14 protein-coding genes are annotated in these 13,356 nt (G+C 44.5%); 7 read left to right on the top strand and 7 right to left on the bottom strand.

Features of this window, described 5'->3' with window-relative positions; genetic code table 11:
- Positions 1-109: 109 nt before the first annotated feature.
- Entirely contained in the window at positions 110-1,174 is a 1,065-nt protein-coding gene (locus tag LOR49_RS11340; RefSeq protein ID WP_240376815.1) for a TRAP transporter substrate-binding protein, read from the top strand.
- An 85-nt stretch (positions 1,175-1,259) separates the two neighbouring features.
- Here the strand turns inward: LOR49_RS11340 and LOR49_RS11335 are convergent, their stop codons facing one another.
- From LOR49_RS11335 to hpaE, 7 genes are all read right to left on the bottom strand, one after another.
- On the bottom strand, positions 1,260-1,412 hold the full coding sequence (locus tag LOR49_RS11335; RefSeq protein WP_240376814.1) for a hypothetical protein: 153 nt from the start codon (positions 1,410-1,412) through the stop codon (positions 1,260-1,262).
- 27 nt (positions 1,413-1,439) lie between these two features.
- The gene (locus tag LOR49_RS11330) at positions 1,440-2,315 is read right to left on the bottom strand and encodes an FAD synthetase family protein (protein WP_240376813.1); all 876 of its coding nucleotides are present in this window, start codon (positions 2,313-2,315) and stop codon (positions 1,440-1,442) included.
- A 26-nt stretch (positions 2,316-2,341) separates the two neighbouring features.
- The gene (locus LOR49_RS11325) at positions 2,342-2,800 is read right to left on the bottom strand and encodes a flavin reductase family protein (RefSeq protein ID WP_240376812.1); all 459 of its coding nucleotides are present in this window, start codon (positions 2,798-2,800) and stop codon (positions 2,342-2,344) included.
- A 112-nt stretch (positions 2,801-2,912) separates the two neighbouring features.
- Complete coding sequence (locus LOR49_RS11320) at positions 2,913-4,358, bottom strand: aldehyde dehydrogenase family protein (RefSeq protein ID WP_240376811.1); 1,446 nt, start codon at positions 4,356-4,358, stop codon at positions 2,913-2,915.
- Between the two features lie 28 nt (positions 4,359-4,386).
- Positions 4,387-5,367, bottom strand: coding sequence for a 3,4-dihydroxyphenylacetate 2,3-dioxygenase (hpaD, locus tag LOR49_RS11315; RefSeq protein WP_240376810.1), 981 nt, complete (start codon positions 5,365-5,367; stop codon positions 4,387-4,389).
- A gap of 27 nt (positions 5,368-5,394) precedes the next feature.
- Positions 5,395-6,870 carry a 4-hydroxyphenylacetate 3-monooxygenase, oxygenase component gene (hpaB, locus tag LOR49_RS11310; RefSeq protein ID WP_240376809.1) on the bottom strand — a complete coding sequence of 492 codons (1,476 nt, stop codon included), beginning with the start codon at positions 6,868-6,870 and terminating at the stop codon, positions 5,395-5,397.
- 29 nt (positions 6,871-6,899) lie between these two features.
- On the bottom strand, positions 6,900-8,423 hold the full coding sequence (hpaE, locus tag LOR49_RS11305; protein WP_240376808.1) for a 5-carboxymethyl-2-hydroxymuconate semialdehyde dehydrogenase: 1,524 nt from the start codon (positions 8,421-8,423) through the stop codon (positions 6,900-6,902).
- A gap of 189 nt (positions 8,424-8,612) precedes the next feature.
- On the opposite strand from hpaE, the gene LOR49_RS11300 reads away from it, so the two are divergent.
- From LOR49_RS11300 to LOR49_RS11275, 6 genes are all read left to right on the top strand, one after another.
- Positions 8,613-9,512, top strand: a complete 900-nt coding sequence (locus tag LOR49_RS11300; protein ID WP_240376807.1) for a LysR family transcriptional regulator — start codon at positions 8,613-8,615, stop codon at positions 9,510-9,512.
- Positions 9,513-9,557: 45 nt separating this feature from the next.
- Entirely contained in the window at positions 9,558-10,205 is a 648-nt protein-coding gene (locus LOR49_RS11295; protein WP_240376806.1) for a GntR family transcriptional regulator, read from the top strand.
- Positions 10,206-10,357: 152 nt separating this feature from the next.
- The gene (locus tag LOR49_RS11290) at positions 10,358-11,131 is read left to right on the top strand and encodes a fumarylacetoacetate hydrolase family protein (RefSeq protein ID WP_240376805.1); all 774 of its coding nucleotides are present in this window, start codon (positions 10,358-10,360) and stop codon (positions 11,129-11,131) included.
- Between the two features lie 47 nt (positions 11,132-11,178).
- Positions 11,179-11,937 carry a fumarylacetoacetate hydrolase family protein gene (locus LOR49_RS11285; RefSeq protein WP_240376804.1) on the top strand — a complete coding sequence of 253 codons (759 nt, stop codon included), beginning with the start codon at positions 11,179-11,181 and terminating at the stop codon, positions 11,935-11,937.
- A 32-nt stretch (positions 11,938-11,969) separates the two neighbouring features.
- Positions 11,970-12,350, top strand: coding sequence for a 5-carboxymethyl-2-hydroxymuconate Delta-isomerase (locus LOR49_RS11280; protein ID WP_240376803.1), 381 nt, complete (start codon positions 11,970-11,972; stop codon positions 12,348-12,350).
- Positions 12,351-12,544: 194 nt separating this feature from the next.
- Positions 12,545-13,351: a sulfite exporter TauE/SafE family protein gene (locus LOR49_RS11275; protein WP_240376802.1), complete on the top strand. Its 807-nt coding sequence runs from the start codon at positions 12,545-12,547 to the stop codon at positions 13,349-13,351.
- Positions 13,352-13,356: the final 5 nt, after the last annotated feature.

Below are 13,356 nucleotides of genomic sequence, written 5' to 3'. Positions count from 1 at the left end.
GATTTCAAAAACAAGTTGATTTTTTAAAATAATCTTATAAATGTGTTGCCAGTCACTATGATCACGTGTATATTAAATGGTAATTGATATGGGGGAGGAGATTAGAACCATGAGAAAACTGCTATTATCCTGTTTGTTTTTGTTAATGCTTGCTTTGATTGCAGCGTGTGGGAATGGAAACGAAGATACGAGTGCCGATGAAAACTCCGAAGACAGTTCCGCTGGCACCGACAGTAAGGAAGACGCCCAGGCATCCGATGAAGAAGTCATTAAAATCAAAGTCGGACACATTGCGGGTCCCGATGAGTCTTATTCCATTGGGATGGAACAATATGCAGAAGCTGTTGAAGAAGCTACTGACGGCCGGGTTGAGTTTGAAATTTTCGGTAACGGACAGCTTGGCGGCGAGCGGGATGTCACGGAGCAGGTCCAGCTCGGCAGTCTCGATATGAGCCTTGTAACCACTGGGGTGGTCGGGAACTTTTATGAGGATGTCACCGTTTTTGAACTGCCATTTTTATTCCGAGATCTAGACCACGCATACAACGTACTGGACGGCGACATCGGCCAGGGCGTGCTGGACGGCATGAGCGATGTCGGCTTAAAAGGAATTGCCTTCTGGGAAAACGGGAACCGTCATTTTACAAATAACGTTCGTCCGATTCATTCTCCTGAAGATATGGATGGATTGAAGATGCGTACAGTAGAAAACGAGATGTTCCTTGATGCTTACAAACTATTAGGCGCTGATCCAGTACCGATGGCCTTCCCAGAGGTATACTCGTCCCTACAGCAAGGTGTCATTGATGGAAACGATAACCCTTATCCGATCTTGTGGGGGAAAAAGCTCTATGAAGTGCAGGACCATTTATCTGAGGTTGGCTTCTACTATGCATCTGCGACTCTTCTGATGAATAATGACTTTTATGAGTCCTTGCCGGAAGATATCCAGAAAACAATCGTTGATCTAGGTAAAGAATACGCTCAAAAAGAGCGTGAGATTAACAAAGAAATTGGGGAAAAAGCGAAAGAAGAAGTGATTGCCGATGGTATGGAAATTGTAGAGGCGGATGATGTTGATATCGAAGCATTCCGCAAAGCAATTGAACCACTCCACGACAAGTACAGTGACAAGTTCGGAGATACCATTGATCAGATCAAAGAAATGGAATAAAGATTAACACGAAAAGCGAAGGCATTCCTCAATGAGTGCCTTCGCCTTTTTGTTGCGTTGTTTTTTATTTTGCCTGTTGAGGTATTCATTCAATCGTTTGCAGATCCTGTCCGATGATCACTTCTCCGTCAAACACAGCTGCCGCTTCTTGGTAAGCACGTTTTTCATCAATGTTTGGCTGTTCATCGCATGCAAAAAAGCCCTCACTACCTTGATATAAGGAAGTAAGAGCAAGCATTGCAAGGCTCTAGGAGGGGGTGCTGCATTACATACTTAATTCGATTTCATCAAAGCGTGCTTGGGCGTGAAAGGCATCCATCTGATAATCGGCAATGAAATTCTCCCAATGTAAGCGAACTTTGGTTCGATCAGCAAAGGGGTCCCCATGAAACATTTCTATTTGTAGTTCCCCTTGACGGTCATCTGCTCTAACGTCACAGACTCCTTTGGCTGCAACGATTCCATTCAACAAAGTTACTTCATAACTTCCTGAACAAGGTAGAAAATAGTCAGGATCGATACGTAACGTGTAGCCTGTCCCTTTCTTCTCGAGTACACCTTCCATTTCGTAGCGGCTGCCCAAGTATGCGGGAATCTCCTCCACGCGCCCTGAAGAGATAAGCTCGCGAAGCAAGGTAGAACTCACTTTATGGTGACGTTTTTCCAGCTTTTCGACTGTCGTGACGCCAAAGCGTCCGGCGGCGTCAATATTAAGCTGCGCCATATTGCCTTTTCCCTTGAAGCCGTACGAATAGTCAAAGCCGGCGACAGCATGCTTGCACTGTAAGCCAATCAAGTAGTCCTCCACAAATTGTTCGTGGGGAATCTTTGCGACTTCAGGCGTAAAATCTACCACATACAACAGATCTGCCCCGAGTCTCTTGAATACTTTTTCTTTAACGGAAAGCGGTGTCATATACTTCGTAACTTGCTTTCCTTTTTTAATAACGGCGCTAGGGTGTGGGGAAAATGTCATTACTGCAAGCTTCACATCACGTTGATTAGCAATCGCTTTAGCCGTTTTGATAATTTCCTGGTGCCCTAAATGGACTCCGTCAAAAAAGCCTAGCGCCATCACACACGGTTCACTATTCTGCTGTACGAAATCAGACATTGGATAACTTACACGGATGCTTTTCATCGCTGCCCCTCCTAAAATACAAAAGCCTATTTCAATTCTTTATATTTTCCTTCAAAGATAGCAAGTGGATTGCTGTCTTGCAGTTTCAGATTCAATACTTCACCCACAAATAAAGTGTGGTCTCCTGCTACGTGGGAGTCGTAAACTTTACAAGATAAATTCACGAGTGAATCTTTTATGATTGGCAACCCTTCGAAAGTTTCGAATTCTACGTTTCTTTCTTCTTTTATCTGCCCGGCAAACAGCATGGACATCTCTTGCTGGTGTTCAGACAAAATATTAACAGCATACTTACCAGATTGTTTGATTAGCTCAAGCATTTTAGCTTTCTCCGCTATAGAAATCAGAACAAGCTTTGGATCAAGTGAAACGGACATGAAGGCATTTGCAGTCATACCGTGCACTTCTCCGTCTACTTCGGTTGTAATTACCGTGACACCGGTTGCAAATTTCCCCATCGCGGTTCGAAACATACGATCATCCATTAGTTCTCACCTTTTCTGCTATATTTTATCCCATTCAGGTAATGGGTTTCAAGCATCATCCTAAGAAGAGGGTGAAACAAAAGGGGGAATGCTCCCCCCCTTTTAGTTCCTATTAGATGTTATGGTTAACTACTACAAGCTTAAGTTCTGTCATTTCTTCTACCGCATATTTAATACCTTCCCGACCAGTTCCACTTTCTTTGACACCGCCGTATGGCATATGGTCGACACGGAATGTCGGAATGTCATTAATCATGACGCCGCCTACCTCGAGTTCATCCGAGGCGTTCATGGCTTTATGAATATTATTCGTATAAATACCTGCCTGCAGGCCGTAACGAGAATTGTTTACTTCCGCGATCGCATCGTCAACTGATTTGACAGAATTAATCATAACAGTCGGCCCGAAAACTTCCTGGCAAGATACTTTTGCATCAGCCGGAACGTTTGTAAGTACTGTTGGCAGCACCACGTTACCGTCTCGTTTGCCGCCGGTTTTCACTTCTGCACCGTTTTCTTCTGCTTCCTTCACCCAAGCAAGTACACGGTCAACATCACCTTCTGAGATCAAAGCAGATACGTCTGTTTTCTCGTCCAGAGGATCACCTGTCACGAGTTCTTTTGTTTTTGCAACAAACTTTTCAACAAAAGCATCGTACAGTTTTTCATGAACGTATACACGTTGCAGGGAAATACATACTTGCCCCTGGAAACCGAAGGCTCCTTGCACACAACGGCCGATAATGCGATCAAGGTCAACGTCTTCATCGACAATGACAGCTGCATTCGAACCTAGTTCAAGAGTCGTGCGTTTCAAGCCGGCTTTACTACGGATTTCTTTCCCAACTTCCGGGCTTCCGGTGAACGTAATCATGCTTACACGATCGTCTGTCACGATTCGGTCGCCGACAACACGGCCGCTTCCCGTAATTACATTCAAGGCGCCTGCTGGAAGACCTGCTTTTTCGAGAAGCTCTGCTAGAAAGTATGAAGAAAGTGGTGTTTGCGAAGCAGGCTTTAACACGATCGTATTCCCGGTCGCAATCGCCGGTCCTACCTTATGAGCTACTAGATTCATAGGGAAATTAAACGGCGTAATAGCACCTATTACACCAAGAGGCTCATGCTTCGTATAAGCGAGTCTTTTTTCTCCGCCCGGCGCTGCATCTAAAGGAAGCGTTTCACCATAGATATGGTTCGCTTCTTGTGCCGCAAACTTGTAAGTCTGAATGGTCCGTGCTACCTCGCCGCGAGCAGTAGTTAGCGGCTTAGCTGCTTCTTTTGCAATAATCTCAGCTGCTTTCTCTGCATTTTCTTCCAGTAGCTGCACGAGATTAGAAAGAATCTCGCTCCGTTCATGGGCAGCCAACTTCTTCATCGCTGTTTGTGCAGCAACTGCTGCATCGATTGCTTCATCTGCCTCTTGAATGGACGCTTTCGGAATCTCAGCTAATATTTCCCCATTATACGGAGAATAGAGGGGAGTATATTCCTCCGCCTCTTTCCACTCTCCATTAATGAAGAGATTCTGTCTTTTAGTAACTCGTGTTTGTGTCATGGAATCTCATCACTCCGCCTTTAGTAAATTAAATTACAAAATTTGGTTTACGCTTAGCCAGGGTAGGTTCGGAGAGTTTAACTTTCTCGCCTGTTTTAACGTCGAGAACTTCAGAAGCTTCTTCAAACCAGCTATCCGGTGCTTCATGCCCCCAAAAAGTCTGGCGCATTGGATCATCGAGATCCCAACGAATTGGGTTGAAGTCTGGGTCGCTTGTCAAGTAGTCCCCATTATAAAGCTCGATACGGTGACCATCCGGATCTCTCAAGTAAAGGAAAAATGCATTTGAAAGTCCGTGACGGCCAGGTCCACGTTCAATTGACTTGCCGAGTCCCATTGAAGCCAATACATCACAAGCATCAATCAAGGAAAGCGGATCTTTCAACCAGAAGCCAATATGGTGAAGACGCGGTCCTTTGCTGTTCATAAAGGCAACGTCGTGAACGCTCGGTTTACGATGCAGCCAAGCAGCCCAAATACGATCTTCTTCATTTGCTGTATACTCAGAGCAGGCAAATCCTAGTTCTTTCGTATAGTAATCGTATGCTTTCTCTACATCTGGCACCGCACAGTTAAAGTGGTCAATACGCTGAACCTTTGCCCCTTTATGAAGATGGAACTTCTGAAGCATACGCTCCGCCTGATCCATTTCTGCGTAAAACTCTACAGGCAATCCGGAAAGGTCTTGAACACGCAATGTCCGTCCAATCGCTTTTTGGGTGCCCTTCTCCATCCATTTTACTTCATTTCCTTCATTTTTGAAATGAGTTTCTAGCTCATCAAGGTCTTTTTCAGACGCAACCTTATAGCTGATCGCCTCCACAGCGGCTTCTGGCTTTTTCTTCAGCCATAAGCAGTGATGGTTATGATCCTCAATGCTGCGATAGAAAATGTTTTCGCTGTCGGATTCTGTTTCGATAAAACCAAGGGCATCATAAAATTCCCGGGACTTTTCTAAATCAGTCACGTGTAATACGGCACGTCCTGTACGAATGATATCAAAATTCATGTGTTACCCTCCTTGTTATTTACAGTTTTATAGTTTGGAATAGTCTGGTTTGTTTGATTTAACTTGGTTTAAGAAATCTTTGACATAATTTTTATATGGTTCTTTATCAAAACCTTCAAAGTACGTCATGCCCATTTTGATTGGATCGCCAAAGAAGTAGTATTCATAATGCATTTGACGACTTCCGAATGCGCTCATCGTTACGTCCCAAGCAAGACGGAATAGCTGTACTCTTTCGTAACCCTCAAGGTTCTTCGCTTGCAATGCTCTATTCACAATAGGGCCAAGCTCTTCGTTTGTGAAGTCTGCTTCTGTTGGTATTCCCATCAAGCCGGATGCACCGAGAATTCTTAAGATCTCCACAATGCGCGGATAGATTCTTGGGTACCAGTTTCTCGCTGCATTCAGCGCTTCAAAATCAGGTGTCATTGTGCCCCACTTATCGAGCTTCGCGTTCTGTTCAGCGCGGAACAAGTGAGATTTCATTGTTTCCAATATAAGCATAACTTCCGTACCTTTATCTTGGACATGCTGAAACTTATCAATGCCTATTGCATCCATTATGCTTAAGATAATCCCAAGCATAAATTCAGTTTTTACAACGTTTTTTGAGATCACTTGATGTGACATGTGTACAACGGCGTTTGTATCGCGGAACGTACGGTTACAGATAGAGGAGTTCCCGCATACAAATACTTTCTCCCAAGGAACAAACACATTGTCAAAGTATACAATGGCGTCTCCCTCTTCAAAGCGGCTACTCATTGGGTGATCCCATTCGTTTTTACCATAATCAAAGGACTCACGGCTGATATATTTCAAGCCTGGTGTGTTGTTTGGTAATACGAAGGCAAGTGAATACGGGTCATCAAGTTCTCCGGCTTGTTTTACTGTCGATGGGAATACAAGAATTTCGTCCGTAATACCACCTTGTGTCGCTAACAGTCGAGCGCCGTCTACAATAATCCCGTCTGATTTCTTCTCAACGAGGTGAAGCGCAACGTTAGCGTCTTTCTGTTCATGCTGAGCCTTCTGGCGGTTCACCTGCGGGTGAATAAGAGTGTGTGTTAAGCTGATATCATTCTCACGTGCATATTCATAGTAGTTTTTCGCGTTTTCCGCAAACATTGGATCATCTTCAGCAAACAGGTCATTTGCCACTCCCATTGCCATCACTTCTGCGTTCAAGTAGTCTGGGGAGCGTCCCATCATACCTCCGGAAGTGCGTGCCCAAGCTTGAATTGCTTCTCTTCTCTTCACTAAATCATCAATGGATTCCGGGCGAAGGAATGTCATCCCTACTTTGTCGCCACTGGTTGGTGACGTGTATAGCATTTTTTCTGGTTGTTCATATTGAAGGTCATAAAGGTTAGCCATTGAGTTGATTACATTTTTAAAGCCAGGATGCGTCGTTGGATCTTCGACGCGCTCCCCGTGAATATAAACGTTATTTTTCGCATTACGAATTCTCTCTTTGTATTCAGCTCCAGTTTTAGCTGGCATGTAAATCTCCTCCTCGTTTAATTAAAAATTTATTTCTTTCCAAACTGCGGGATGTGATGATCGCCGATAGCTACGTGGATAATCTTTGTCTCGGTATAAAATTCAAACGCGTAATGTCCGCCTTCCCGTCCGATTCCACTGTGCTTGGAACCGCCAAACGGTGTGCGAAGGTCGCGTACGTTCTGTGCATTTACCCATAGCATTCCAGACTCAACCGCCTGCGCTACCCGATGACCGCGTTTAATGTCATTTGTCCAAACATAACCAGCAAGGCCATAACGAACATCATTTGCTTTTTCAATCACTTCTTCTTCGTCTTTAAAGGTCATTACAGCAATAACCGGGCCGAAAATTTCCTCCTGGACGACACGCATTTTGTTGTCCGCATTCAATAACATAGTCGGTGCTACATAGTTGCCACGGCTTAGCTCTTCTGGAATATGGCCGCTTACAACTTCACAGCCTTCTTCTCTTGCGATTTCAAGATAGCTCTTCACATTCTCAAAATGATTGCGGTGAATGAGCGGGCCGACTTGAGTTTCATTTTTCATTGGATCACCGACGACGATATTCTCGACTCGATCTTTCAGCTTTTCAATGAAAGAATCAGCAATGCTTTCATGAAGGTACAATCTAGAGTTAGCCGTACAGCGTTCTCCGTTGAAGGAGAAAATACCCCATGTTGCTGCGTCAAGTGCACGGTCTAAATCCGCATCTTCAAACACGATGATCGGTGACTTTCCGCCCAACTCCATCGAGAAGCGTTTTAAGGAATCTGCACCGTTTTTCATAATTTCCGAACCAGTTGTTGTCTCTCCTGTAAAGGAAATTAACTCTACATCCGGGTTCGCAACGAGTGACGCTCCAGCGGTTTCACCATAACCGTGAACAACGTTGAAGACACCGTCTGGTAGTCCTGCTTTGTCGATGATCTCAGCAAGACGGTTTGCTGTCAGCGGTGACCATTCAGCCGGCTTGAGAACAACCGTGTTCCCTGTCGCGAGAGCCGGTGCGATCTTCCATGTTTCAAGCATAAATGGCGCGTTCCAAGGTGTAATGAGTCCTGCAATCCCTACCGGTGACTGCACGGTGTAGTTTAAGAACTCATCATCTACCTGGTACACTTCGCCAACAAGGCGGGCAGAAACCATTTCAGCGTAAAAGCGGAAGTTATTAGCTGCGCGCGCTACCATTTTTCTCGTTTGGCTGATTGGAAGCCCGGTGTCATAAGACTCGAGCGGCGCAATTTCTTCAATGTGCTCATCAATTAGATCAGCAATCTTGTAGATATAAGCAAGGCGGTCTTTCAGCTTCAAGCTTCCCCATTCCCCTTTGAATGCTTTTCTTGCTGCCTTGACGGCTTTGTCAACATCCGCTTTGTCACCAGAGGCAACGGAATTGATTTTTTCATTCGTATAGGGGCTGATATTATCAAATTGTTCTTTACTTTCTGCATCCACAAAAGCACCATCAATGTAAAGTTTAATGTCTGAGATGGAAGAAATTACCTTTTTTCCTGCTTCACTAACGTCTGTAAGTCGATCGGTACTCATGTATACATTCCTCCTACTTTTGTTAACGCTTACTTTGTGATTTAAAAAATATATGATTTTATATATTCAATTGTCTAAAAACTTTCTATACCCAATATATCACGTTTAAATTCATATGAAAAATATAAAAATAATTGATTAATTATACTTTTTTCGTATATTATAAAAGGGGAAAGGAGTTAACAGTCAATGGATATTAAACAGTTGCGTTATTTCTGTGTTGTTGCTGAGGAAGGACAAGTGACAAAAGCAGCAAAAAAACTGCATATGGCTCAACCTCCTCTCAGCCAGCAAATTAAAAATATCGAAAAAGAATTGGGAAGTGAGCTTTTTGAAAGGGAGGGTCGCTCCCTTGTGCTTACTGAGCCGGGGCGTGTCTTATATAAGAAAGCAAAAAAAATTTTGCAGGAGCTGGAAGACACAGTCTTGGAAGTACAGGAGACAAAGCAAGGAATACGTGGTACCCTGTCCATCGGCTCCAATAAATCTTGTTTTTCTTATCTCCCCGAACAACTGAAAAGGCTGCGCAGCCTGCACCCGCAAATTGCGTATCAACTCCGTGAAGGAGATACTTCTTTTTTAGCTGAAAGAGTGATAAACCGGGATATTGAATTGGCGCTTGTCCGACTGCCGGTTGACTTGGAGAAGTTCTCGATTCTACGCCTCCCCTCGGAACCATATGTGCTTGTTACACCGGTTGAGTGGCCAACTTTCGCTCCTGATATTCAACGAATATCGATGAAAGAGCTTAAGGAACTGCCACTCATGCTCCTTCATCGGATCAGCGGAACGGGCCAATTTGAATTGATTGTCAGTGAATGCCGCAACCACGGTTTTGAACCGCAAGTCATTTGTGAATGCCCTGATGCGTCCATGCTGATCTCTTTGGCAGCAGCTGGGGTGGGAGCTACGATCGTGCCTAAATCTACTTTATACGGATTCCCAAATGAGCAAATTCGTGTCCTCGAGTTGGAGGATGCCAACATTGCCGCTGAATTAGGGATTATCTGGAATAAGGATCACTATTTGACTAAGTCCGCACAACGGCTGCTCGAATTATTTAAAGGGGCCTATCCACATACTATGTAAGGGAGGAAGTTGTAATTATATATGAAATCATATATAATGTGAGTTATGACACAGAAAAAATTAAACAAAAGCAAACACGCCTATAATGTTATCCGTGCTCGTATTTTAGACGGCACTTATGCACCTGGTCAACGGATTATTTTGGACCAAATTGCAAAGGAGGTGGGATCCAGCCACATTCCTGTGAGAGAGGCCATTCGCCGCCTTGAAGCAGACCAACTGATTGAGTATAAGCCAAATGCCGGTGCTGTCGTCCTTTCATTCGATGAAAAAGTGTATAAAGAGACACTTGAGCTGTTAGGGGTTCTCGAAGGCTATGCCACCAACCTCAGCGTTCCTCATATGAAGGAAGCGGATATTGAAGTGCTCGAGACGATTAACAATGAGATGAATGAAGCGTTAATGAAATATGATCTAAATACGTTTAGTGACCTAAATAAAAAGTTCCATTTCGCAATTTATTCCCGCTGCCCGAATAAATTACTTATTCAAAACATCGAACAATCGTGGGGACGGCTCGATACGGTAAGAAAATCAGGTTTCTCGTTTTTCCCGATGCGTGCCCCAGAATCGGTAAAGGAACATGCTCAACTCATCGAGCTTATTAAAGATAAAGCTTCCGCAGAGAAAATTGAGTCGTTTACTCGCCAACATAAACTCAATACACTGACGGCTTACCAAAACCGGGTATAATAGTAACCGGAACCTGTGCTTCCTTGTTAAGTACGGGTTTTTTTGTTTGGAACCAATATGCCTTTATTGAAACAACTATGTAAATCATATACAATAACATATATAAAATGTTCCATCCATCCAACCAACCGCAAAGGAGTTGTACGAAAAATATGGTTAAAGCAAAAGCACTGTTTAACGATTTGTACCAGCCGGCTGCCATAGAAGTGAATGCTGCCGCCAATGAGGTAACAGTAAAAAATAACACACATCAAGCTGATGAGCTGCACTGGCGTGTCCCAGTTTCCGGCACTGTTTACGGCGCGGCGTTGAATTATAAAGGTGAATTAGACAAGCTCGGTGATCAGCTCCACGAGGACCCTTATAAAGAGCCGCCCAAAGCACCCGTCTTATACATTAAACCGATTAATACCCTCTCCCCGCATCAATCCGTCATTCCTTTGCCTGCAGAGGAAAAAGAATTACAAGCAGGAGCTGCACTGGCTGTCGTTTTCGGAAAAACAGCAACCCAGGTGAACGCCGAGTCAGCGCTCGATTATGTGGAAGGCTATACGGTAGTGAATGACATCAGTATCCCGCATGAAAGCGTGCATCGCCCAGCCATTAAACAAAAAGCCCGCGACGGTTTTTGCCCGATCGGACCTTGGGTTGTACAAAAAGACCAAGTATCCAACCCTGATGATCTCGAGCTTCGCGTATACGTTAATAATGAGCTGAAGCAGACGGCATCTACCAAAAACCTAGTCCGGGATGTAAAGCAGCTGATTGCAGACGTTACGGAGTTTATGACTTTCTATCCAGGAGACGTTCTCTTGGTCGGCACTCCAGAAAACCCACCGCTCGTGAAAGACGGCGACAAAGTTAAAGTGGAAATCGATGAAATTGGCGCTCTCGAGAACAAAGTACTCTCCGACAAGCAGGGATAAGATAGATAAGATCGTACAACAACACACAGATACGAGGAGGAAATGCAATGAAACGAGCACGTGTAGCTGTGGGCGGTGCTGTCCACGACGCATTTGAATACAATGGAAAAGTGAAATTAACAGACGGACGCGTATTTTCCGAACAAGAGGTGGAATGGCTGCCGCCTGTTCAGCCTCAGACTGTATTTGCTTTAGGATTAAATTATGCAGACCACGCGAAGGAGCTTTCCTTCAGTGCTCCGAAAGAGCCGCTTGCCTTTTTGAAGGGGCCAAATACATTTATCGGCCATAACGCTTCTACCAAGCGCCCTGATGAAGTAACCTTTATGCACTATGAATGTGAGTTAGGTGTCGTCATCGGGAAAACAGCAAAAAATGTTAAAAAAGAAGACGCCTATAAGTATGTCAAAGGGTATACCATTTCGAACGACTATGCGATCCGGGACTACTTGGAAAACTATTACCGACCTAATCTTCGTGTAAAAAACCGCGACACTTGCACACCGATCGGACCGTGGCTCGTGGACCGCGACGATATTGAAGATCCGATGAATCTCTCTCTCCGTACGATTGTTAATGGGGAAGTCACGCAAGAAGGCAGCACGAAAGACATGATTTTTACCGTACCAGGCTTAATTGAGTACTTGAGCGGATTCATGACATTAAATGAGAACGATATCATCCTGACTGGCACTCCGAAAGGGACTACTGGCGTAAACGCTGGGGACGAAGTCATTACGGAAATTGAGGGGCTCGGCTCCCTGAAGAATCATATTGTCAGTGACGGAGTTTTCCAAAAGTCTTAATAAATATGCTTGATTGATAAGGAGGAATTCATATGCCTCATGTAACGATAGAGTATACCGATAACCTAAAAGAGGAAGGAGACATCTCCTCTCTCTTAAAAAAGATTAATGACGCGATTATTGCACAAGGTGGTACATTCCCAGTTGGTGGTATTCGTTCGCGGGCAATCGAGCTTCATGATTATGTAACAGCTGACGGGTCAGAAGATGATGCCTTTGTTCATGGCCAGCTGAAGATTGGTGGCGGCCGCAGCGAAGCGGATAAGAAAAAAGTGTGCGACGCCATTTTCGAAGTTATGACGGACCACTTTGCCGCTCTTTTTGAAAAGCGCTACCTCGCTCTCTCCTTTGAGCTGCACGAATTCCAGAGTGCCACTTACAAAAAGAATAATATTCACCAGAGATATAAATAAGCCAAAATTAAATACCCCCTTTACTCACCAATCTCAGAAGACAACCTTCTGAGATTTTCCTTTTCCTGTTTATTCCTTGCTTGAAGCGCAAAGCTTGTCTGATAACAATCTGTTATATGCTATTCTAAATGGCTGCTTTCCCTTCTGATCCGTGTTTTTCATGATATAAATGAGGATAAGAGGAGGTATTTTACATGCTTTTTTTGGCTCTTATTTTATTAGGCTTTGTGGCCAGCGCCTACGGGACAATTATTGGAGCGGGAGGCGGCTTTTTATTCGTACCGGCGCTTTTAACCTTTTATCAAATTAGCCCGGAAGCAGCGGCGGCGACCGGGCTTGCCGTTGTCTTCATTAATGCCGTATCGGGGATGCCAATGCTTATGAAACAGCGCCGCGTGTTAATCCGGACGGGTCTGTTGCTGTCCCTCGGAGCAGCGCCGGCTACTTTTCTAGGAAAATGGCTCGTTACGTACAGTCCGGAAGCTGTCTTTTATGCACTGTTCGCTTGTCTTCTAATCGGTCTTGGTTTATTCTTAACTCTAAAGAAACCAAAACAAAAACAAGCGAATACACAGGCTGAAACAGCTGCCACGGCAGAAGCAGCTGGGGAAATGACCCTGATGCCAGAGTTAGACGAGGAAACGGTAAAAACATGGAAACTCATCGCGGTCGGCGGCTTACTTGGAGTTGTCTCGTCTTTTTTCGGGATTGGCGGCGGCTGGCTGCTCGTACCGATTTTAGTGTATGGTTTCAGCCTGCCGATTAAATCAGCCACTGCTACTTCGATGTTCTCACTCGCTTTATACTCACTTATCGGCCTTATTCCATCCATTGTTGATGGCGCAGTTGATTGGCAGGTTGTTGCCATGAGCGGAATTGGTGTCCTGATTGGTGCACAAGTCGGGGCTATACTCTCGAAAAAGATGAAAGGTGCGACTATCACACGGTTGTTAGCAGTAGTTGTCATCGTGATGGGAATCAATATGTTTTTCCAAATGTAGATGAG

It is taken from the genome of Bacillus piscicola (assembly GCF_022458745.1).
GTDB lineage: Bacteria > Bacillota > Bacilli > Bacillales > Marinococcaceae > Alteribacillus_A > Alteribacillus_A piscicola.
This window is presented reverse-complemented; position numbering and strand designations above follow the sequence as displayed.